This is a genomic window from Bacillus sp. EB106-04-02-XG92, from assembly GCF_058791995.1.
In genome coordinates, this window is sequence record NZ_JBYTEA010000001.1 from 282,452 (window position 1) to 303,666 (window position 21,215).

General features: G+C 33.6%; 24 protein-coding genes. 6 read left to right on the forward strand and 18 right to left on the reverse strand.

The genetic code is table 11. The annotated features are described in order from the left end of the window. Nucleotides 1–2: 2 nt before the first annotated feature. Nucleotides 3–1,670 carry a ribonuclease J1 gene (gene rnjA, locus AC3WVA_RS01375; protein WP_000670370.1) on the forward strand — a complete coding sequence of 556 codons (1,668 nt, stop codon included), beginning with the start codon at nucleotides 3–5 and terminating at the stop codon, nucleotides 1,668–1,670. Between the two features lie 38 nt (nucleotides 1,671–1,708). On the opposite strand, the gene AC3WVA_RS01380 is transcribed toward rnjA, so the two are convergent. The 10 genes from AC3WVA_RS01380 to AC3WVA_RS01425 all read right to left on the reverse strand — a co-directional run bounded on the left by AC3WVA_RS01380 (nucleotide 1,709) and on the right by AC3WVA_RS01425 (nucleotide 8,701). After that, the gene (locus AC3WVA_RS01380; protein WP_000504032.1) at nucleotides 1,709–2,374 is read right to left on the reverse strand and encodes a potassium channel family protein; all 666 of its coding nucleotides are present in this window, start codon (nucleotides 2,372–2,374) and stop codon (nucleotides 1,709–1,711) included. A gap of 83 nt (nucleotides 2,375–2,457) precedes the next feature. Continuing rightward, complete coding sequence (locus tag AC3WVA_RS01385) at nucleotides 2,458–3,324, reverse strand: cytochrome C oxidase assembly protein (protein ID WP_492321758.1); 867 nt, start codon at nucleotides 3,322–3,324, stop codon at nucleotides 2,458–2,460. A gap of 254 nt (nucleotides 3,325–3,578) precedes the next feature. After that, the gene (locus AC3WVA_RS01390; protein WP_492321759.1) at nucleotides 3,579–4,709 is read right to left on the reverse strand and encodes an N-acetyldiaminopimelate deacetylase; all 1,131 of its coding nucleotides are present in this window, start codon (nucleotides 4,707–4,709) and stop codon (nucleotides 3,579–3,581) included. Between the two features lie 62 nt (nucleotides 4,710–4,771). Continuing rightward, entirely contained in the window at nucleotides 4,772–5,494 is a 723-nt protein-coding gene (dapD, locus tag AC3WVA_RS01395; RefSeq protein WP_048530722.1) for a 2,3,4,5-tetrahydropyridine-2,6-dicarboxylate N-acetyltransferase, read from the reverse strand. Between the two features lie 71 nt (nucleotides 5,495–5,565). Further along, entirely contained in the window at nucleotides 5,566–6,450 is an 885-nt protein-coding gene (gene ccpC, locus AC3WVA_RS01400) for a transcriptional regulator CcpC (protein WP_048530725.1), read from the reverse strand. A 142-nt stretch (nucleotides 6,451–6,592) separates the two neighbouring features. Further along, nucleotides 6,593–7,036 (reverse strand): cyclic-di-AMP-binding protein CbpB, encoded by a 444-nt coding sequence (gene cbpB, locus AC3WVA_RS01405; RefSeq protein WP_166688101.1) that lies wholly within the window; start codon nucleotides 7,034–7,036, stop codon nucleotides 6,593–6,595. Between the two features lie 170 nt (nucleotides 7,037–7,206). Continuing rightward, nucleotides 7,207–7,398, reverse strand: a complete 192-nt coding sequence (gene abbA / locus AC3WVA_RS01410) for an antirepressor AbbA (protein ID WP_000817794.1) — start codon at nucleotides 7,396–7,398, stop codon at nucleotides 7,207–7,209. A 107-nt stretch (nucleotides 7,399–7,505) separates the two neighbouring features. Next, nucleotides 7,506–8,024, reverse strand: coding sequence for a ribonuclease H-like YkuK family protein (locus AC3WVA_RS01415; RefSeq protein ID WP_000896650.1), 519 nt, complete (start codon nucleotides 8,022–8,024; stop codon nucleotides 7,506–7,508). A 74-nt stretch (nucleotides 8,025–8,098) separates the two neighbouring features. Further along, nucleotides 8,099–8,248, reverse strand: coding sequence for a hypothetical protein (locus tag AC3WVA_RS01420; RefSeq protein ID WP_048530729.1), 150 nt, complete (start codon nucleotides 8,246–8,248; stop codon nucleotides 8,099–8,101). Nucleotides 8,249–8,464: 216 nt separating this feature from the next. Continuing rightward, nucleotides 8,465–8,701 (reverse strand): YkuJ family protein, encoded by a 237-nt coding sequence (locus tag AC3WVA_RS01425; RefSeq protein WP_000055151.1) that lies wholly within the window; start codon nucleotides 8,699–8,701, stop codon nucleotides 8,465–8,467. Nucleotides 8,702–8,934: 233 nt separating this feature from the next. Between AC3WVA_RS01425 and AC3WVA_RS01430 the strand changes: the two genes are divergently transcribed. Next, on the forward strand, nucleotides 8,935–9,171 hold the full coding sequence (locus tag AC3WVA_RS01430; protein WP_048530732.1) for a glutaredoxin family protein: 237 nt from the start codon (nucleotides 8,935–8,937) through the stop codon (nucleotides 9,169–9,171). Nucleotides 9,172–9,284: 113 nt separating this feature from the next. Here AC3WVA_RS01430 and AC3WVA_RS01435 read toward each other — a convergent pair whose 3' ends face one another. The 3 genes from AC3WVA_RS01435 to fadH form a co-directional block, all read right to left on the reverse strand. Next, on the reverse strand, nucleotides 9,285–9,773 hold the full coding sequence (locus AC3WVA_RS01435) for a DUF3993 domain-containing protein (protein ID WP_492321760.1): 489 nt from the start codon (nucleotides 9,771–9,773) through the stop codon (nucleotides 9,285–9,287). Nucleotides 9,774–9,955: 182 nt separating this feature from the next. Next, nucleotides 9,956–11,173, reverse strand: coding sequence for an EAL domain-containing protein (locus AC3WVA_RS01440; protein ID WP_048530741.1), 1,218 nt, complete (start codon nucleotides 11,171–11,173; stop codon nucleotides 9,956–9,958). 255 nt (nucleotides 11,174–11,428) lie between these two features. Continuing rightward, on the reverse strand, nucleotides 11,429–12,193 hold the full coding sequence (gene fadH / locus AC3WVA_RS01445; protein WP_048530742.1) for a 2,4-dienoyl-CoA reductase: 765 nt from the start codon (nucleotides 12,191–12,193) through the stop codon (nucleotides 11,429–11,431). A 230-nt stretch (nucleotides 12,194–12,423) separates the two neighbouring features. On the opposite strand from fadH, the gene AC3WVA_RS01450 reads away from it, so the two are divergent. Beyond that, a complete protein-coding gene (locus AC3WVA_RS01450; RefSeq protein ID WP_098344964.1) occupies nucleotides 12,424–13,281 on the forward strand; it encodes a metallophosphoesterase in 858 nt (285 codons plus the stop codon). 96 nt (nucleotides 13,282–13,377) lie between these two features. Further along, nucleotides 13,378–13,614: a hypothetical protein gene (locus AC3WVA_RS01455; RefSeq protein ID WP_048530745.1), complete on the forward strand. Its 237-nt coding sequence runs from the start codon at nucleotides 13,378–13,380 to the stop codon at nucleotides 13,612–13,614. Nucleotides 13,615–13,773: 159 nt separating this feature from the next. On the opposite strand, the gene AC3WVA_RS01460 is transcribed toward AC3WVA_RS01455, so the two are convergent. Beyond that, nucleotides 13,774–15,882, reverse strand: a complete 2,109-nt coding sequence (locus tag AC3WVA_RS01460) for a polyphosphate kinase (protein WP_048530747.1) — start codon at nucleotides 15,880–15,882, stop codon at nucleotides 13,774–13,776. A gap of 108 nt (nucleotides 15,883–15,990) precedes the next feature. Beyond that, nucleotides 15,991–17,529 carry an exopolyphosphatase gene (gene ppx, locus AC3WVA_RS01465; RefSeq protein ID WP_071758746.1) on the reverse strand — a complete coding sequence of 513 codons (1,539 nt, stop codon included), beginning with the start codon at nucleotides 17,527–17,529 and terminating at the stop codon, nucleotides 15,991–15,993. A gap of 177 nt (nucleotides 17,530–17,706) precedes the next feature. Here ppx and AC3WVA_RS01470 point away from each other — a divergent pair, with 177 nt between their 5' ends. After that, nucleotides 17,707–18,165, forward strand: a complete 459-nt coding sequence (locus AC3WVA_RS01470) for a YkyB family protein (RefSeq protein ID WP_000804864.1) — start codon at nucleotides 17,707–17,709, stop codon at nucleotides 18,163–18,165. A 31-nt stretch (nucleotides 18,166–18,196) separates the two neighbouring features. Here the strand turns inward: AC3WVA_RS01470 and AC3WVA_RS01475 are convergent, their stop codons facing one another. Together AC3WVA_RS01475 and AC3WVA_RS01480 are read right to left on the reverse strand one after the other, a co-directional pair. Continuing rightward, nucleotides 18,197–18,859 (reverse strand): YkyA family protein, encoded by a 663-nt coding sequence (locus tag AC3WVA_RS01475; protein ID WP_098344963.1) that lies wholly within the window; start codon nucleotides 18,857–18,859, stop codon nucleotides 18,197–18,199. A 643-nt stretch (nucleotides 18,860–19,502) separates the two neighbouring features. Further along, nucleotides 19,503–20,144 carry a diguanylate cyclase domain-containing protein gene (locus tag AC3WVA_RS01480; RefSeq protein ID WP_098344962.1) on the reverse strand — a complete coding sequence of 214 codons (642 nt, stop codon included), beginning with the start codon at nucleotides 20,142–20,144 and terminating at the stop codon, nucleotides 19,503–19,505. A 164-nt stretch (nucleotides 20,145–20,308) separates the two neighbouring features. On the opposite strand from AC3WVA_RS01480, the gene AC3WVA_RS01485 reads away from it, so the two are divergent. After that, on the forward strand, nucleotides 20,309–20,542 hold the full coding sequence (locus tag AC3WVA_RS01485) for a phage holin (RefSeq protein WP_098344961.1): 234 nt from the start codon (nucleotides 20,309–20,311) through the stop codon (nucleotides 20,540–20,542). A gap of 32 nt (nucleotides 20,543–20,574) precedes the next feature. Here AC3WVA_RS01485 and AC3WVA_RS01490 read toward each other — a convergent pair whose 3' ends face one another. Next, entirely contained in the window at nucleotides 20,575–21,075 is a 501-nt protein-coding gene (locus AC3WVA_RS01490; protein ID WP_098344960.1) for a hypothetical protein, read from the reverse strand. Nucleotides 21,076–21,215 lie beyond the last annotated feature (140 nt).

Here is a 21,215-nt window from a genome sequence, read left to right on the forward strand (position 1 = left end):
ATATGAAATTTCTAAAGAATGATCAAGCAGCCGTTTTTGCTTTAGGTGGACTTGGTGAAATCGGTAAAAATACATATGCTGTTCAATTTCAAGATGAAATTATTATTATTGATGCTGGAATTAAATTTCCAGAAGACGAACTCCTCGGAATCGATTATGTAATACCAGATTACACTTATTTTGTGCGAAACGAAGATAAAATTAAAGGATTATTCATTACACATGGTCACGAAGATCATATCGGTGGAATTCCTTACTTATTACGTCAAGTAAACATTCCGATTTATGGCGGAAAATTAGCAATTGCACTAATCAAAAATAAATTAGAAGAGCACGGATTACTTCGTAAAGCAAAACTTTATGAAATTCAAGAAGATGATGTTATTAAATTTAAAAAGACATCTGTTTCCTTCTTCCGTACAACTCACAGTATCCCAGATTCATACGGAGTTGTTGTGAAAACACCTCAAGGACAAGTTGTTCATACTGGAGATTTCAAATTTGATTTCACACCAGTTGGTGAACCAGCGGACTTAACAAAAATGGCTGAAATCGGAAAAGACGGTGTACTTTGTCTCTTATCTGACAGTACAAACAGTGAAGTTCCAAACTTTACAATGTCTGAGCGCCGTGTTGGTGATAGTATTCAAGATATTTTCCGCAAAGTAGAAGGTCGTATTATCTTTGCAACCTTTGCATCAAATATCCATCGCTTGCAACAAGTTGTTGAAGCGGCTGTTGAAAACAATCGTAAAGTGGCTGTGTTTGGCCGAAGTATGGAAGCAGCGATTGAAATCGGACAAAACCTCGGTTATATTCGCTGTCCGAAGGATACATTCATAGATACAGCTCAACTAAACCGCCTACCGGCTAATAAAGTTGTTATTTTATGTACAGGTAGTCAAGGTGAGCCAATGGCAGCACTTTCACGTATTGCCAATGGTACGCATCGTCAAATTCAAATCATTCCTGGCGACACAGTTGTTTTCTCTTCTTCACCAATCCCTGGTAATACAATTAGTGTAAGCCGTACAATTAACATGTTGTATCGTGCTGGTGCTGATGTAATCCACGGAAAACTGTCAAACATTCATACGAGTGGACATGGCGGGCAAGAAGAACAAAAACTAATGCTTCGCTTAATTAAGCCGAAGTATTTCATGCCAATTCATGGTGAATATCGTATGCAACGTATGCATATGAAGTTAGCAAATGATTGTGGTATTCCAGAAGAAAATTGTTTCATCATGGATAATGGAGATGTTCTTGCTCTTCGTTCAGATGAAGCAAGCGTAGCTGGTAAAATCCCATCTGGATCTGTCTATATTGATGGAAATGGTATTGGAGATATCGGTAATATCGTATTACGCGATCGTCGTATTCTTTCTGAAGAAGGACTTGTAATTGTAGTTGTAAGTATTGATATGAAAGAGTTTAAAGTTGCAGCAGGACCTGATATTATCTCACGTGGTTTCGTGTATATGCGCGAAAGTAGTGATTTAATTAATGATGCCCAAACATTAATTACAACTCATTTAGAAAAAGTAATGGAGCGTAAAACAACACAATGGTCTGAAATAAAAAATGAAATTACAGACACATTAGCACCATTCCTATATGAAAAAACGAAACGTCGTCCAATGATTTTACCAATCATTATGGAAATATAAGAAAAAGGACAATACCTTCATGGTATTGTCCTTTTCTCTTATCTTAAAAAGTGTTTAAAACGATCTACTTCATCGTCATGACCAATTACAATTAATATATCTCCTGCTTGAATATTTTCCGTAGCTCGAGGAGATACAATTACTTCTTTACCACGTTTAATTGCTACAATATTCAATCCAAACTTCGCACGAATATCTAATTCAATTAAAGAATGACCATCAATTTTTTTATTTGCAATAATTTCTACAATACTATGCTCATCCGAAAGCTCAAGATAGTCTAATACATTACTTGATGCAATATTATTAGCAATCCTTTTTCCCATATCACGCTCTGGGTGCACAATGTGATCTGCCCCTATTTTACTTAACACTTTTTCATGGTAATCATTTTGAGCTTTTACAGTAATATTTTTTACACCTAACTCTTTCAAAATTAATGTTGTTAAAATACTTGAATTTAAATTATCTCCAATCGCAACGACTACATGATCAAAATTACGAATACCAAGACTTTTTAATACCATCTCATCTGTTGAATCTGCAATTACAGCATGTGAAGCTATATTTGCAAACTCATTAATTTTATCCTCATCCGAATCAATTGCCATTACTTCCATACCTAATTGAGCGAGTTCTCGGCAAATACTTCCACCAAAACGTCCAAGCCCGATGACAGCAAATTCTTTCTCTTTTTCACCCACAGGAATTCCTCCAATAACATCGAATACTATGTATTTTTATTGTAACATACTTTAAATTTGCTACAAAAACCTTTATGTCATTCTTATTTTTGTTTTTGCATATAAAAATACTGTTGTAAATAAAATGCGATACTGAAAATTAACATACCAAATACAAATATGTTTCCAAATGAACTAAATGTTTCAAAAACGAATAATAACGTTTCTTGTCCGAAGAAAGCAAATAATAGTTGGATAAACGCGAATAACAATGCCAATATGTAATGATGTTGATGGAATAAATAATGCGTCGCACCTAAAAAAGCGATAAATGAAATAATGAAAATCCACCAATTTTCTAAAAACAGTTGCCAATTCGTAAATTGATATCCATTTACTAATATCGCAATAATTCCTATAACCGCCATTGTCGGCACGCTCCAAAATAATGCACGCCCTCTAAAGAAACGCGTTCCTTTTACATCTCCTTTTTCATTTGCAATGTATGTGAGCACAACAGTACTTATATACAAAACGGAGAGTATTGTTAATACAATAATGAGCCAAAAATGTAACTGGTAATATTCATGTTCTATATTCGTCACAATAGCAGCTAGCATGCATGGAATGAGCATTCCCGTCCAACCATCTACTTTTCTTTCATTCCAAAACACAGTGTTACCAATCCGTATACCTAACAACATAAAAATAATGATACCTAGTACAAATAATGTTGTTTTATTTCCTACTAAACTCGTTGAGAAAGCAATTAACCCAATAAATAAAAAGAGCACAAACCCATTCATAATTTCTAATACAGGTGATAAATATCTCTTCACCCATTTATATGTCTCGTCATATTCGTGATTATCTACTAAACGGTAGGCATAAAAACTTATCCCAAAATAAACTGCCGCAATAATCACATACGCATATAAGACGAAACACAATATCGCACTGCTAATTTGCACGTAATTCCCCACCCTTTTTTCTATGTTTCACCTTGATTTTACACATTTTCTACACGAAATGTAAACATATATAAGCTAGTTAACTAATCATCTTCTCAATAAGCGATAATGAATAATGAGCAGCGGCTCAAAACCACTGCTCATTATTTTATCCATTTGTATGCCGCTGTGCACCCAAAACAAATGTGAAAGACCTTTCCATCCTTTAACTAACAAGTACCCACTTTAAATTGTTGCAAAGTTGGCAAGCGAGTTTACTTTCTAGTTCCCTTCCACTTCACATATTGATCTAAAAATACGATAGCTTTCTCGATCGCCTCTTCATCTGGTTTTAATTTTGCGTGATGTAAACCATATTCTGAATTTACCCCAAGCCAAAACATAAATCCAGGAATCTCTTGAAGCATATAACCAAAATCTTCACCTGTCATTGCCTCAATACATGTAATGACATTCATATCAGTTTGTTCACTTACGAACTGCATAAACTCTCTCGTTAATGCTTCATGGTTATATACTTGATGATACATCGCTCCGTAGTCGATCACCGCTTCACATTGGAAGGAAGCTTCTATACCTGCAACAATTGCCTCAATCCTACTTTTCACACGACTCATTGATTCCACTGATAACGTTCGAATCGTTCCTTCTAACCGAGACTTTTCTGCTATGATATTTTGAACTGTACCACCTGTTATTTTTCCGATTGTAATTACCGCACTATCAAGAGGATTCACATTACGACTAATAACGGATTGCAGTTGTGTAACAAGATGACTTGCTGCAACAATCATATCATTGGCAGTATGAGGGTAAGCTGCATGTCCACCTTTCCCTTTTAAATCAACATATAACTCTGATGTATTCGCAAATAATAGCCCCTCTTTTGTGGCGATTGTTCCTACAGGGTATTCAGGTGCAATATGAAGGCCGAGAATTACATTTGGCTTCCATTCTTTTAACTCTTCGCTCTCTAACATAGGAAGAGCCCCGCCTGGCCCTTCTTCAGCTGGTTGGAATAGAAACACTAGGTCATCATCTATTCTTTCTGTTACAGCTGCTGTTAGAAGGCCTAAACCAATTGTTGTATGTACATCGTGTCCACATGCATGCATCATTCCTTCATGAATAGAAGCAAATTCATATCCAGTTTCTTCTGTAATTGGTAAACCATCTATATCTGCGCGGTAACCGATAATTTTTTCTGGATTTTTTCCATTTACTTTAACAATGACACCTGTTTCCCATACTTTCACTTCCACATGTTCATTAGAAAGCGTTCCTATGTAATCTAAAATATACTGTTGTGTTTTCCACTCTTTAAATCCAATTTCCGGTATTTTGTGTAAGTCTCTACGAATTTGAATGAATTTGCTTACTGCCATTTTTGCACCTCTATCTATAAAAAGCGTAAGAGCCCGTTTATGCCCTTACGCTTTTTTTGTTTTTATTTCTCTGGGTTTAATTGACGAAGCTCTTGTTTAATTTCAGTTTTTGCTTTTGTCTTCTCATCAATCTCTTTAATTACACGTGCTGGGGTACCCGCAACAACTGTATATGGAGGTACATCTTCTGTTACAACAGCTCCTGCTGCTACAACTGCACCTTTACCTACTGTAACTCCCTCTAACACAACTACGTTAGCACCAATTACAACATCATCTTCAACGATAACTGGTTTTGCTGAAGGTGGCTCAATAACACCTGCAAGTACTGCACCAGCACCTACGTGACAGTTCTTACCGACAGTTGCACGTCCACCAAGTACTGCGTTCATGTCGATCATAGAACCTTCACCAATTACAGCACCGATATTAATTGTTGCATTCATCATAATAACAGCGTTGTCGCCGATTTCAACGTGGTCACGAATGATTGCGCCTGGCTCAATACGAGCTTTAATACCTTTTAAATCAAGCATTGGAATTGCAGAATTACGACGGTCATTTTCAACAACGTAATCAACAATATTCTTGTTATTTTCATCAAGAATTGTCTTAATTTCAGACCATTCTCCAAATAACACACCAGACTTTTTATTTACAAATGCTTGTACCGTTTCAGGGAATGTTACTTCTTTTAAATCCCCTTTTATGTATACCTTTACAGGAGTTTTCTTTTCACTTTTTTGAATAAACGAAATAATTTCGTTAGCGTCCATCATTTTCATTCTTGTTGCCTCCTAAATCCATTTATAATGTTACTCTACCAAACGATAGAGCGAGTAGCAAGATAATAATCCTATTTTTCCATTTGAATTTCTTCTATAATTTCTAAAAATGCTTGTACTTGCTTCAATTGTCTAGCTGATTCACTCGTCAATAACCATGTTTCTCTCGTTAATTGCACAGGTGTTTTATACATATTTTCCTGTACTTCTTTTAAAACAGTGGAAGGTAAAAGAGCATAACCTATGCCATTTAAAACGAGTTGTTTGCAAGTCTCAATTTGATCAACGACAATTGTTCTCTTAGGTGGATTAGAAAATAAACCATACCACCAATTTTGTATTTGTCCATAATAAGTGGAATCACTTTTAAATTGAATAAAAGGTCTATTTGTTTCTTTTAACATCGAAATATCTTTTATTTCTTTATCCACTAAATAAAGTTCATCTTCAAATAATTGTTGCTTCTGACCTTTATATTCTTGTGTTCCCCTTAATATAGCAACATGAACATCTCCTTCATAAAACTGCTTTTGTACTTCACTACTCCAGCCAGTAAACAGTGATATTTTCACAGAAGGATATTTATGCACGAACTTCTTCAAAACAGGAGGAAGCCAATATTGACCAATAACTGATGCAACAGCTATTTTTAACGTTCCGTGAGTTTCTGTTCTAAAAATAGCTAACTCACTTTTAATATCCTCTTCCTTTTGTAGCATTTCTTTTGCATAATTTGCGACTTTTTCCCCTTCAGGTGTAATTGTCAATCCTTTTTGCGAACGAATAAAAAACTTCATTCCCCATTGTTTCTCCATAGATTGTAATCGTTGACTAAGCGCAGGTTGTGAAACAAATAAACGTTCCGCCGCTTTTCTCATATTTGATTCCTGTGCTAACACAACCATCATTTGAAAATCATCAATTTGCAACTTTCTCCCTCTTTCCTTAGCTTCCATACACCTTATCTCAACAAGCTTTTCATCCTTAATTTAAACACATACTCTTATATTTTTTATCTTTTTAAATATAATACATACACAACTGATATGCACGAAAAAAAAGTGACTTCTCCGCTTCTATGAAGTCACTTTTCTCACATTATCGATTATGTTGTCTTACTTTTTTATTCAACAATTTTAAAATCGCTCGACGTGTTAAAATCCCCTCAAAATATCCCTCTTCATTGACAGCGCAAATAAAAGGATGATCAATTGTCATTTCTAATGCTTTTGCAAAGGAATCTTCTAACTTAAGAACTGGAATATCTTCCTTCATCACCTGTTCTACCTTCATTTCTTCAAGTCTTTCAAACTCAATGCGCTCTAACCCTAACATACCGTCTAAAATCATAGCAGTACTAATTAACCCATGTAATTTGTACATCGGGTCTAAAACAGGTATCGCCGAATATCCAGATTTCACAAGTACGAGTAAAGCATGCTCTAAACCATTCCCTATTTGGACGTGTGCTACTTTTTCGGATGAAATCATTAAATCTTTCACAAAAATTTGTTGAAACTCGTCTTTTGGAATACTAATCATATTACATCCCCCATTTTCCCTTTTTCCTACTTATAATCACCGGCTCTATTCACATTTTATGACAGCGTTTTCATATTATTATTTTGTCCTTACATTATTTCAGGAAAAAACAAAATTACACAGCTATTTTAGCATACAACACAAAAAAAAGACTACCATTCCGGTAGCGCTTAATACCCTTTATTTTTTAATCTGTAAAATAACCTTGTGATTTTTTTATATTGCATCACATCTGTCTTTTTTAAACCATTCTCAATATCTGTAAGTTCCACAGCTAAAATTTCACTCGCATAATTTTGCTGAAATAAAATATCTAGTAACAAACTTTCCTCTTCTTCTGTTAAAACAAATTCCCTTTTCATATACCCCTCTCCTTATACTCGCATCGTTACTCCTATTATATAAAATTTTCAGCCTATTTAATAGATGTAATATTCAGTTTTTAGTGAAAGATATATAAAAATTGTTATTATTTCGTATATCGATTTGCATAACTAAACGCCGCATATGCATCTGGCTTAATTTTTGCCGTTAATCCCATCGCTTGAATTTTCGCTGTCATATCTAGAATAAATTCTTTTGTTAAGCCATCATTTCCGATATCCAAGTGAATTTCCATTATAAATCCAGCCCCATCTTGAGCATATGGATGCAATAAATCCCATATTGTTTGTATATGATTGGGAGTAAATAAGCAGGCGATTTCTTGACTAAACTGTGTTTCTAAATATATCTTCTCACGTAAAGTTGCTGGCTTATCTTTTACTGATTGATGGTGTAAACATCCCCAGGCTCCTTTTCCGACGCGATGAATATGAATTGCCGTAATAAATCTCGTATCCTTTTGATGTGCTTGTGAGTCTGTCCCAATGGATAAGCGATATAAATTTCGTGGATCCTTTTCAATGAAATTACAAATACGGGTAAAGACCATATCAAAATTTAAATGTCTCTCTGAAACATTATAAAATTTATGTTCACCGGCCATATAGTCACGTCCTTTCAATTAGACAGACTTTTCGTATTCTCATTGTATGGGACAAAAATAGAAATTATAACTTCCTATCCTTTATTCGTTTCAATATTCCGAATTACATACTGGCAAACTTGGCACGTATAAATTACATTTTGATTTGATTGAGCCGTTAATACATGAATAATCTCAGCAGCATTGTGACAATTAGGACAAATGACAACTGGTAAACGTTCCATACAACACACCTCCTCATTATGTTTATCTCCCTATTTACTATCCGTAAATACCAAATTGGTGATAGCTACTAATCAGTATAGAAATAAGAATCTCTACTGATTACAATTTCACTTTATTACCATTGTAGGAAAAATGAAAAATCCCTATACATATATGTTAAAAAGTAATAGAACTAAAAAAGGTGTTGCCGTATGGCAACACCTTTTTTATATGTATCAAGAAATGATATCGTAAATCTCAATTGCAACCATGTCGATATTATCGAATTGATACACTTGAGGTTTTTCACCTTGTTGATACACTTCTAACTCATACATTTCACTTTTATCGAAAAATTTCACGCTACATTTGCGCTCACCGTTCACTTCAAAATAGCGTTGTGCTACTTCACCGCTTTCAGCTTGTTCTTGTAGACTAACAAGTCGAGTTAAAATTCCTTGGAGTAGAGACATGAAATCTCTCCTTTCTCTGATCTTCCTACCAATAGGTTTTACAGCTATACTCATTCTATCCGTCATAACAGAAAAAATGTTCCACACTCTAGGATAAAGGTTATTGGCCAGAAACTCAACTAAAAATTTGTCGAAATACGAAGGAAAAAACAGAAAGAACATCTTTTCCCTTCTTTATTGCGATTTTTATACTGGAAGAATATAATAAAAAACAGTAAAAAGGAGGAATTACAATGAAAAAAATTGAGGTTTACACACAACCTGATTGTCCGCCATGTGTCATTGTGAAAGAATTTTTAAAACATAATAACGTTGTATACGAAGAATTTGACGTAAAAAAAGACGCCGCTGCACGCAATCGTCTTTTATATGACTATGATTCTTATTCAACTCCAACGGTTGTAATTGACGGAGAAGTTGTTGCTGGTTTTCAAATTGAAAAATTACAACAACTTCTCAATCTAGAGTAGGAATAGGTAAAGACCTATTCCTATTCTTATCCCGCTATTTTTTTGGAAGTAAACATCCAATTGTGGCGGGTTAATAATTAGGTGATATGTCCCCTACTAAGGAAAGTTTCACTTTATAATTGTTGTAACCTTTTTATTTCACTTAAAAGTTCTTGGCTTTCATGATATCCAGCCATTTTCCATTTCCCTTGATCTCTTTGCAATGTTACAATTTGATATTGTCCACTTTTCGCCCGCTCATATACATATAAAATTTTATGCTCTTCATCATATGACATTTTCGTTTCTGAATTAAAAGAAAATGGCGCTTCTTTTGCTGGAAGTAAATATTCACCACTTTGTTTATCACTTCTACTATTTTCATCTGTAAATACTTGAAGGAAATTCTCTGTAAAATACGGTGATAACGTTTCTATCATCTTATTCATCGGCAAATGCTTCCCACGAAGTGAAAATTGGGTTTCATAGCCCTTTTGTATCGTTGTATACACTTCTTTCCGATCGACTTTCACTTCCTCTTTTCCTAAAACAGTTGTAACACTATAACCAACTAGAAAGGCAACGCATACAAATAGAACTAACCATATTCCATATTTCCTCATTTTTTCACCTTCCTTTTAAGAAAACTTGTCTTTGTAGTATTCATTGTAACAATGATTATGCAAAGAAAGAGCTCATTTCGTTCGTAAAATCTTTACAACGATAGACAGCATTTTTAGCACCATTTTCACTATTACCAATTTATGATAAAAACAAACAAAAAATGCACGAATCTCTTCGTGCATTAAAATAAAACATCTTCTTCATATAAATATTCATACGATAAATCTATAAATAAAAAGTTTTCATCATCAATCGGGAAAGAAAATGTTCGTACCATCTCACCGGTTTCAATATCAGCATATAAATCTGAAAGTCTCGCCTTATTCTCAAAACGCATTTTCATAATATTTTCTAGAAAATACGGACGCCAACTCCAGTTCTTCATATAATACTCAGGCATCACAATCCATTCCCCATCTTTTTTCATAACGTTTCCTGATTGTTGAAAACCATCTTCGTTACAAATAAATATGCGAAAACTACATTGTGATACACTTTGACTAAATTGTAATAACCAATCATTTATATCTTCATTCTTTTTCTGTTTCACTAAAACATCACCGATTCGGTCACGTAACATTTCTGTTAAATTATAAATTTTTTGTAACTTCTTCTTCTCATGTTGAATGAATTGATGACACTCATTACCAAGTCGTTCTTTCAAAACGTTCGTTTCAATAAAATCAGGTAAGCATTCTTTCAAATAATTCCCTTGATAGTATCTACCACCGTTTTTCCAAGCGTATTGCAATTGGTAAAAAGCATCTATTTCTTCATATAACAATGTTGCACCAATTCTTCTAGCAAGTAATGATAAAGAATATAAAATATCTTGATAAGATTGTAAAAGTGCGGTTTGCCTTAAGTTTGTTAAATCTACTTTTAAAATGTCCGGTGCTAACACGCTAATACGTTCTAAATTACTTGTACCCGTTCCGACTTTATTAATCGAAATTTGAATACCATATGTACGATAATACATAAGCAAATGATTAAATTGCTCTATATCTTCTTTACATTCATGTTCTGTAATCTCTAAAACAATGTGTTTCAAATTTAAACCTTGCTCTTCATACATCAATAAAAGTTGCAGTAAACTTTCATCATCATCATTCATTAATACGTTCGCATTCCGATGTATAAATAATAATAGTTTTTGATCACTTTCCAAATAACGATTTAAAGCTTTTTCTACTATAATGTTATCCGCTTCCAGTTGAAACTCACTTGGAATAGAATCATCATGAAAGAAAGAAGCTAAACTTTGTATGCCCTCTTCTGTTTGAATACGCCCTACTACTTCATATCCAATTACAGTATGCTCATCAGCACTAAAAATAGCTTGATAATAAGGAAGGACTTTATCCAAGTTACTCATTACATCTAATGCATCTATCAACGTGCTTCCCTCCCTTTACTTTTCAAAAATTATAACATGATATTTACGGAAAAATAATAAAAAATCCCTTCAGTTTTCCTGAAGGGATTAGAGGGGTAAAATGCTAAGGGGAATTAGCAATTCTACTATGAAGAAAAAAGAGGTCTTAAATATAACTTATATATGACCTCTTGTAAACACTTTTCTTTCATATGTCACAATTCCGTCACATTTAACCGTCGAAAAATGAATCAAACATTCATTTTCTTATCCCTTTTAAAATGGATATTGATGTAAATGTTGTCCTCCATCCATTGTCATGCAAGTTCCATTTATGTAAGCAGCTTCATCTGAACATAAATAATAAGCTAGACCTGCAATTTCTTCTGGCGTACCCAGTCTTCCAAGCGGAACACTTTGTATCGTACGCTTAGCCATTTCTTCTGAAATCCATAATTTATCAGCACCGCCCGTACGTTCAATTGGTCCTGGTGCGATCGCGTTAACTCGTATTCCATATTTACGTCCCCACTCAACAGCGAGTGTCTTCGTCATTGCTAATACTCCAGCCTTTGCTGCAGCTGAATGAATAACTCCCGGACCTGCATCCCATGCATATGTTGCTACCATGTTAATGATATTTCCTTTTATACCTTTTTCAATCCAGTATTTCCCGACAGCATGGCTGCAATAAAATGTACCGTTTAATACAATATTAATGACTGAATTCCAGCCATTCACGGATAAATCTTCAGCTGGACAAATAAAGTTTCCAGCTGCATTGTTTATTAAAACATCAATTCGACCAAACTTCTCATCAATCTGTTCAATCATTTTCTGAATATCGTCCGGATTTCTTACATCCATTTGCACAGGTAATATTTGCCCTGGAAATTGTTCAATTTCCAACTTTGTTTCCTCAAGCTTTTCCTTTGTACGTCCTGTAATAACAACTCGTGCCCCTTCTTTTGCAAAACGAGTCGCCATTCCTTTTCCCATTCCGCTCGATCCACCTGTTATAATAACTACCTTTTCTTTCACATACATCCCCTCCAAAAAATGAATACACATTCATTTTATCATTTTATTTAATAGAAATCTTTATATTTTTAAACTTTTCTGATATTTTAACGTAAAGAGGTTTCTATTCATTCATTTTTTCGTAATATATACTACTTTTTTATTATTTAAAATATATTTTAAATAAACTGAAAGGAGATTTGAGTAACCTATAAATGCAACATAAGTTAAATAGGTGTACTCATATTTTTATGAAGAAAATTACAAGAAGAAATTTTTTAAAAACTGGTATACGCACTTGTTTATATTCATTTATAACCACTAGTATCGGATACTATTATGCTAAATATATTGAGCCTCATTTACTTTCTATTACAGAACATACACTACACTCAAAACTCATACCAAAAAGCTTTCATGGTATGAAGATTCTTCAATTTAGCGATTTACATCTCGGATACTATTTCTCTCTTCACCATTTATCTCAAATCGTTTCTAAAATTAATGCTGTAAAACCCGATATCGTCCTTTTTACCGGTGATCTCATTGATAATTATCAAACATATACTGACACTCCTTTCGTTGCATCTATTTTAAAAAATATACAAGCACCCTTCGGTAAATTTTCTATTTATGGTAACCATGATCACGGCGGATATGGAACAGAGTACTACGAACACATTATGCGCGAATCTGGATTTGAACTGTTACTAAATAGCGAAAAGAAAATTCGTCTAATAGATAATAGTGAAATTTCAATTTTCGGTCTTGATGATATACTACTAGGCAAACCAAAAATAGAGGAGACACTACATCACGCGAAGCAAAATACTTATAACATTGTTCTTGTTCACGAGCCAGATATCGCACCCAAAATTTCTCAATATCCAGTTAACTTACAGCTTTCTGGTCATAGCCATGGTGGACAAGTACAAATTCCCTTTTTAGGCGCAATTATTACCCCATCACTTGCTAAAAACTATGTAGAAGGTTTCTATACGATTGAAGATTTAATTCTCTATGTCAATCGAGGCCTTGGAAGAACACGCGTCCCATTCCGATTTATGTCAAAACCTGAAATTACGATTTTCACACTTCAACATTCGTAATAATCCGCCTATTTTCTTACATAACCTTTCTTGTACGCGCTCATCCATGTTTCATTTACCATATGATAAAAGTGAGTCCAATAAAGGAGGTTTGTCATGTATCCATATTATCAACCAATCCCAGTCCGTTCAGCACCTATTGGTCCAGTAGGCGACTCACGCTTTTTTCCGTTTTTTGGCGTCCCATTTCTAGCTGGTATTGCTGGCGGACTACTCGGCGGAGCATTAGCTTTCGGTCCTAGACCGTATTATCCACCATATCCACCACCTTTCCCACCGCCAGCACCTTATCCTTGTTATGGTGGACCTTGTCAACAACCATTCTATTATTAATGTACCGTAACAATTCTGCTAATGTTATTTCCTTTCTTAACCGATTCATGATCCATTAACATGCTTATAATAAAAAGTATTCTCTCTACGCATCCTTTATAATAAGTAGAGAACAAAGTAAAAAACCTCTTAAAAAAGAGGTTTTTTACCTTGTTCTCATTATTCAGCATCCGTGTTTTGATACGCCATCTTAAATAACTTCACTTGGCTATCAATCTCTTCTGCACCATTATTAATAACATAATAATAGTCACCGTCTTTATTTTGTTCACGCGTTTTCACATTATCAGCTAAAGTCAGCTGTAAAATCGCCTTAATTCTCGCCTTCATTTCAATATCTAATATTGGGAAAGAAATTTCTACCCGCTTCTCCATATTTCGCGTCATCCAGTCAGCTGAAGATAAGTATATTTTCTCTTCTCCATTATGGTGGAAATAATAAATGCGGCTATGTTCTAAATACCTCCCAACAACACTAACGACACGAATATTTTCACTTACATTTGGAATACCAGGCCTTAAACAACATGTTCCTCGAACGATGAGCTCTACCTTTACTCCAGCTTGTGAAGCTTCATACATTTTTTTTATTAACGGTTTATCTGTTAATGAATTCATCTTGGCGATAATATATCCATTTCCATATTGTCTATGATAACGAATTTCTTCATCTATTAAATCGATAAATTGCTCTCTTATATCAAATGGTGCAACCGATAAGTGATGAAAATGTGGCTTTGTTGTATAACCACTCAAATAATTAAAGAAATTTGTTGCATCAACCCCAAAGTCTTTTCGTGATGTAATATACCCGAAATCAGTATATAACTTTGCTGTTGCATCATTATAATTTCCAGTCCCGAGATGTACGAACCTTTCGATTTTTCCGTTTTTTCTTCTTACAACTAGCGTAATCTTACTATGTGTTTTCAAATGACTTACACCGTAAATAACGTGACAGCCTGCCTTTTCTAACTCTTTAGCCCAATGTACATTATTTTCTTCATCAAACCTTGCCTTTAATTCAACTAATACCGTCACTTGTTTTCCTTTTTCAGCGGCTACCTTTAATGCCTGAATAATCGGCGAATCCCCACTTACTCGATATAAGGTTTGTTTAATTGCAAGTACATTCGGATCGTCTGCTGCATCACGCACAAAATCAACTACTGGCTGAAACGACTCAAACGGATGATGTAATAAAATATCATGCTCAATTGCTTTTTCAAATACATCTTCCGCATCCCCTAAGTCTTGAGGTCGTTGCGGAATAAGAGCCGGATATACTAAATGTTCATATAATGGAGCTAGTTTTTTATATAAAGAGAAGAGACATGTTAAATCTAGCGGTCCATCCATTATATATACATCTTCATCTTTTACTTCCAACACCTCATATAATAATGCTAATACTCTTTCATCAATATGCTCTTTGCCAACTTCTAAACGTACAGCAGCTCCCCACTTACGCTTTTTTAATTCTTTTTCAATTACTTTTAATAAATCTCTTGCACCTTCTTCATGAATCGTTAAATCCGCATTGCGTGTAATACGGAAACGAGTAACAGATGATACTTTATATCCAGTGAATAATTTATGAGTAAAACCACTAATTACATCTTCTAATAAAATAAATTTATGCTTTTGCCCTTCGCTCGGCAAAAATATGAAACGTTCAAGTAATGAAGGAACTTGTACAATTCCTAATTTCGTGCGGTTTTCTTCCTCAACTTGTTTCTCATCATATAAAAGTGTAGCTAAATTCAAACTTTTATTTAATAACATTGGAAATGGACGATAGGCATCGATAGCTACAGGTGTTAAGACCGGGAAAATTTGTTCATCAAAATACTCTTCTATAAATTCTCTCTGTTCTTTCGTCAAATCCTGGAATGTTAAACGCTCAATTCCCTCTAGCTCCAGCGCTGGCAATACATAATTTTTAAACGTATCATATTGTACAGTCATTAATTCGTGGGCCTTTATCGCAATTTTATTTAATTGCTTTTTAGGTGTTAAGCCAGCCTTATTTTCTGGTTGGTTAAACCCAGCACTTACTTGATCCTTCAATCCTGCTACGCGCACCATAAAGAATTCATCTAAATTTGAGCTAAAAATGCTAATAAACTTTAATCTTTCCAAGAGCGGATTCGTTTCATCCTGTGCTTCTTGTAGTACACGTTCATTAAATGCTAACCAACTTAACTCTCGATTGTTATAATAAGCTGTATCATTTAAATTTACTATGTTCCCCTTAGATAATTCCATTCTCTTCACACTTCCCCTTGAAACTTTTTTACTATAATTTAGTTACTTTCATTTTAGCAAATTACAATATTATAAAGTGTAAATTTTTCGTAAAGACATCCGTACAACTTAGTGTTTTGATTCGAAGAATAAGTTAATAGTTGTTTTCAATACTCTTTCCAGCTGCTTTTTTTGCTTTTCAGCTTGCACTTTTTCCGCTAATGCCGCTTGCTCACATACAATTTTAAATGTTAATCCTTCTTTACTTTCTGTTATAGATATCGATTCAACAAGCGATCTTTTTCTTATATTTAGAGCTGCTGAAAATTGTAAAACAGCTCCTAATAGGCGAATTTTTTTTTGTTCATTTTTATCAAACCATCCTTCAAACGGGGACAAATGTTGTTTGAATAACATTTTTGATTTATAAGACGCAATAAGGGCTAATCTAACTCGATCTTTATGCATCATACCATCAATTGTTTTATTCGCTAATAAATAAAACGTATGTAAGCGGCTCGCTTCATCGTCTATATATTTTCCTATATTAAATACTTTCGCTGCTTGCTGGAATACTTCCCAGTCTTTTTCTGACATAGAAATGAGCCCTGTTTCTTCAAGCTGTTGACAAATGATTCTTCCATGTTTAATAAGCTGCATTACAAATTCCATATCCATTTCATATTCATGTGATAATAAATATAAACTTTCTTCGACTACATTCGGATAATATGAAATCCCCAAATCTTTTGTCAACTCTTCATAGAAAACACCTTCTCGTAATCCTTTTCTACTCAATACAAATGCTGGTGCCTCTATAACATTAACAAGTGTATGAAATACTTCGACTGCTGGAATAATTGTATCTGCTCGATCTTTTGCCAATCCTTCTAATTTTTGAAGCTCCATGAACGACAATACTTCCAATTCTTCTTTCACATTTTTAATATCTTCTTCTTTCATCTTGTATAAATGTACCCCTGCTATCGGATAACAAATTAAATTTTGATGGATTTTCACTAAGTTCCTCGCACTACCACCAATTGCAATAAGAGGCAATTTCTTGTCAATTAACCATGGTAATGTTCGAAATTGATATTCTAAGTACGTTTGAATCTTTTCCAACTCTTCTTCAGTAGGTATATTCTCTTTAATAAATTGTTGCTTTAAAGAAAGTGCTCCAAAAGGAAAGCTATGATACTCTAAAATCTCTCTATTTCGAAAGTATGTAACTTCCGTACTTCCTCCACCAATATCTACTGTAAGTCCCTCAGTGAACGAAGTTGAATTCATAACTGCTAAATAGCCGTAACGTGCTTCTTCATATTCTGATAATACTCTAAGAGTAAAGTCTGTTTGTCCTTCAACAAGTTTTTTAATTTCCTCTTGATTCTCAGCCTGCCTAATTGTTGCTGTTGCGACACAAAGTACATGATGCAACTGGTGGAATCGTGTACTTTCTTGAAATTGAAATAATGTCTGTAACAATACCTCTATTCCTTCTTTAATCAACATACCATCGACTAAGTAGTTCCTTAACCGAGCAACCACTTTCGTATTTTCAATTTCCTTATAAAAACCTCCGTTTTGCTTTTCATAAATAACTAAACGCATTGTATTAGACCCAATATCTATAATGGCATATTGCTGTTTTAATATTTCTTTCAAACTTCTCACTCTTTCATTATCAAATTTCTAAAACACATTCTATTACTATTATACAAAATAGTTGTTTTTTGTAACAATATTGCTTTAATATTGAAAATATATACAATCACTTTTTGCATATAATAAAAATCACTTTTATTTATGGTATAATAATGAAAAATTGAAAGGAGATTCAATATGAAACCTTCACAACCACAATCTCAATTACAAAACCAACATTCTATTAATCGACTAGCTCAATCTATTTTCGTTGTGAATCGTCATGCTAAAGCTGCAACTAATCCGAAGTATTTATACTGGTTAAAAAAGACGGCTTTAGAACGCTTAATTGCTGAAAAAAAAGCTATTAAAGAAGGATTACATTTTTCTAGAAATCCACGTTTTAGCCAACAACAATCCGATGTTCTTATACGTTTAGGTGATTATTTTTTCCATATTCCTCCTACCAAAGAAGATTTTCGAATCCTACCACACCTTGGCCATCTTGAATCCTCCTATCGAAATCCGAAAACAACCTTATCTTTAACAGTAGCAAAAAAGACACTTCAAGATTACATTGGTCCTGAAGCACTGAAACAAGAAAAAAAATTAAGTGAACCTGTCCCGTGGTATAGTCGTACGTATACAAAAAAATAAAACAGTTTGGCCCATTGTAGGCCAAACTGTTTTATTTTTTCTCTTCTTTAATTTTAATATTTGCTTGTTTATAAAAAGCTATTTTTTCTGTATTATAAGACTTCGTAAATTCATTAAACTTGTCTTTTTCTGATTCAATATCTTTATAAGACTGATTTACTGTTTTTACTTTTTCACTAATATCTTTTAATTTTGTACCTTTATCTTGTAGCATTGTATATAATTCTTTTTCTTGTTTTAACGATTTACTATAGCTATCATACATCTTGTTAAATGAATCATGTCGTTTCTCATATGTGCTTTTCACTTTATCCGCTTGATCTTTTAATTTCTTATCTTCAATTTTTTTCACATATTTATCTGCTGACTTCACTTCTTCTTGTGCCTTATTTAAAGATTCTTTTTCTTTTGTAAGCACCTTTTCTCGTTCATCTGTATTTTTCACTGCTTTGTTCAGTTTTTCCTTAACAGTTTGATTATTATCTTTTCCTTCTTGAACGATCTGGCTATATAATTCTTGTCCCTCTTTTTCTAAAGTTTCAAGTTTCTTTGCATCTTCAAATATTGTTTTTTCTTGCTTTGCAGCATTTTCAAACGCAACATATAATTCTTCTTCTGGTTTCGGCCCAAAACAACCGGCTAATAAAGTCATTGATAATGCAGTTACAATTACTAATTTACTATACTTCAACATCTTTTTCCTCCTACTTATATACGATCATCGTGTAAAAAGCTATGAAATTATTTATCCTTTTATTAACTCCATACTCGCACCTTTTTTTACGAAAATCATTCATATTGTTTATAATGCTTGTACAAATTGTATTACTCAAAATTACACTTTCGAACTAAATAGCAGTTTCATCTCTACCTTTTAATTGGCACTTTTTAAAACCTGTTTATACTATGTATTACATAAAAGTACAACGGAATTCATCACAGCCATAATAATTTGGAGAACAACAGTAATAATTCACCTCATAAAAGATGGTCGTTGTTCTGTCACGTCTATCATTCTATCATTCCCTTTCCGCTTTCTATCAAATAATCTCTTTGTTCATTTTACACAGTGTAAATGTCATCTTGCAACAACTTACAATTATTCTTGTCATTCCCTAAAAAGGAAAAGTGTAGAGCATGCTTTCCTCTACACTTTAAAAATGAAACACATTGTGCAAAATGCATTGACACATCCATCATAATTATATGCTTATTCCATATATTTTTAAAGACTTTTATTACAATAAAAGTTATTTTTGTAATAAAAGTCAAAAGAATGTTACATTCAAAAACTTCTTCATATCATATTTCTTTAAATCAAAGTTTCACTGATTTCCTTACAAACCCCTATGCTGATACAATTGGTTTTGTGCTTTTCTTAACAATTCTTCAAAAGTTTTTCCTTCTATTGGATAACTAGCAGCTCCAAATAATAAATCCATACTTAACAAGCCATTTTCTATTTCACTTTCAATATTTTTCATTAATCGGTTTGTTATTGTCGACTTTTCACGTCCGTTATCAATTGCCACAATTACATACTTATTTTCATCCCACTTAGTAACGACATCCCCTTTACGGATTGTCTTTACAATCGTACTCTCCAATTTTTGGACTAACACCTCCAGTTTTTTTTCTTGCACTGTATCTTTTAGTTCTTTCCATTCTTTCACAGAAAGAATGTACACTGTAATATTATGAGCATCCCGCTCTGATAAAGCAGCTACTTTCTCAAAGAAATCAACTACAAAATCATTACTCGCCATTCCCCCTACTTCCGCATCTGTATTCTCATTCGCTCTTTTATCATACCAATGTCCAAAATAATAGCTGAGTACCATTTGCAATATATAAATAGTAAAGACGGTATAAAATGATCGCGAATCCAGTTTTGTAATTACATCTTGAAGCGCAATCCATTCTGTAACCGCCACTGTATTCCCAAGTAATAATCCACTGATTTTCCCTTTATGTTTCATACTTCTCCTCCCTTCTATACCAATATATGCTTCTATAACAATTATGTTTTTCTACAAAATAAAAAATGTACATATTGAGTGTACATTTCCGCTTAAGCTTGTCTACCATCTCTATTCTATTTCATATATATACTATATATCGTTTTAGAAAGGTGGTGAGCGATATGCTGCAAAAAGAAAATCTATCAGATATTATGCGTTTACTAGCCGGTTTTCTGTTATCGTTAAAATTACTATTTAATTCTTTCGATGTAAACTTTATTTCAAACGATCAAATAGACGCTATTGTAAATGTTGCTTCCTTTCTGTTCATTCTATATTTTGGTTATACAAATAATTATGTAGGTAAAAAAGGAATCGAGCAAAAAAAAGTACTCAAAAAGCACAACCTTCACTAAAAAAAGGAACCTTTCATATAGGTTCCTTTTTTTCATTGTCGCACAACAACTTCATTTGTTTGCAGTGGACCATATGATACTCCGTTAGATTGAAATGTATATGTAGCCTGAAACAATGCGTTTTTGAGTGCTTTATCTTTATTTGCTTTTATTTTACAAATTAATTCTACCTTTTCATTCGGTAATAAATTATCGATTCGCCACCTTACAAGTTGGAATAGAAACTCACTTATCCCCTTATCTGCCTTTAACGAATTGGGGATGTATGCAAAATAATCGCGAATCATATGACTTACTACAACTCGTGAAATCATTTCTATTCCTTTATTTTCAACTTCAATTCCAATAATAAGTATGTCGTTTACATCATAGGTCAGTTCATATGAAAATTTTTCTTTATACATACTACGGATTTGCAATGTAACTGCTACATTAGGACATTCATTTTCCTTTTTTGAGCCATCAATCCATAATACCGGTTGTAGCGGTATTGAACGCCTTCCTTGATCCGAAATTCGTTTCCATATTTTCATAATAATATTCACCCCATTTCAGATGCATCATTCATACGACCTTATTCTGCCTCTCTACCCAATACAAACGATATATAGTTATTGCTCTTCCTTTTATCCTATTCGACAATGTAAAGAAAAAACCATTTTTCATCTGCTAA

What these genes read in the sequence shown, in the direction of transcription:
- AC3WVA_RS01455 (WP_048530745.1), top strand. Translation starts at nt 13,378, where the DNA reads ATGTATCCATATTATCAACCAATCCCAGTCCGTTCAGCACCTATTGGT.
- AC3WVA_RS01485 (WP_098344961.1), top strand. Translation starts at nt 20,309, where the DNA reads ATGCTGCAAAAAGAAAATCTATCAGATATTATGCGTTTACTAGCCGGT.
- rnjA (WP_000670370.1), top strand. Translation starts at nt 3, where the DNA reads ATGAAATTTCTAAAGAATGATCAAGCAGCCGTTTTTGCTTTAGGTGGA.
- AC3WVA_RS01470 (WP_000804864.1), top strand. Translation starts at nt 17,707, where the DNA reads ATGAAACCTTCACAACCACAATCTCAATTACAAAACCAACATTCTATT.
- abbA (WP_000817794.1), bottom strand. Translation starts at nt 7,398, where the DNA reads ATGAAAAGGGAATTTGTTTTAACAGAAGAAGAGGAAAGTTTGTTACTA.
- AC3WVA_RS01460 (WP_048530747.1), bottom strand. Translation starts at nt 15,882, where the DNA reads ATGGAATTATCTAAGGGGAACATAGTAAATTTAAATGATACAGCTTAT.
- ccpC (WP_048530725.1), bottom strand. Translation starts at nt 6,450, where the DNA reads ATGGAAGCTAAGGAAAGAGGGAGAAAGTTGCAAATTGATGATTTTCAA.
- AC3WVA_RS01415 (WP_000896650.1), bottom strand. Translation starts at nt 8,024, where the DNA reads ATGGCCGGTGAACATAAATTTTATAATGTTTCAGAGAGACATTTAAAT.
- cbpB (WP_166688101.1), bottom strand. Translation starts at nt 7,036, where the DNA reads ATGATTAGTATTCCAAAAGACGAGTTTCAACAAATTTTTGTGAAAGAT.
- AC3WVA_RS01430 (WP_048530732.1), top strand. Translation starts at nt 8,935, where the DNA reads ATGAAAAAAATTGAGGTTTACACACAACCTGATTGTCCGCCATGTGTC.
- AC3WVA_RS01450 (WP_098344964.1), top strand. Translation starts at nt 12,424, where the DNA reads ATGAAGAAAATTACAAGAAGAAATTTTTTAAAAACTGGTATACGCACT.
- AC3WVA_RS01390 (WP_492321759.1), bottom strand. Translation starts at nt 4,709, where the DNA reads ATGGCAGTAAGCAAATTCATTCAAATTCGTAGAGACTTACACAAAATA.
- AC3WVA_RS01475 (WP_098344963.1), bottom strand. Translation starts at nt 18,859, where the DNA reads ATGTTGAAGTATAGTAAATTAGTAATTGTAACTGCATTATCAATGACT.
- AC3WVA_RS01490 (WP_098344960.1), bottom strand. Translation starts at nt 21,075, where the DNA reads ATGAAAATATGGAAACGAATTTCGGATCAAGGAAGGCGTTCAATACCG.
- dapD (WP_048530722.1), bottom strand. Translation starts at nt 5,494, where the DNA reads ATGAAAATGATGGACGCTAACGAAATTATTTCGTTTATTCAAAAAAGT.
- AC3WVA_RS01480 (WP_098344962.1), bottom strand. Translation starts at nt 20,144, where the DNA reads ATGAAACATAAAGGGAAAATCAGTGGATTATTACTTGGGAATACAGTG.
- AC3WVA_RS01420 (WP_048530729.1), bottom strand. Translation starts at nt 8,248, where the DNA reads ATGGAACGTTTACCAGTTGTCATTTGTCCTAATTGTCACAATGCTGCT.
- AC3WVA_RS01425 (WP_000055151.1), bottom strand. Translation starts at nt 8,701, where the DNA reads ATGTCTCTACTCCAAGGAATTTTAACTCGACTTGTTAGTCTACAAGAA.
- AC3WVA_RS01435 (WP_492321760.1), bottom strand. Translation starts at nt 9,773, where the DNA reads ATGAGGAAATATGGAATATGGTTAGTTCTATTTGTATGCGTTGCCTTT.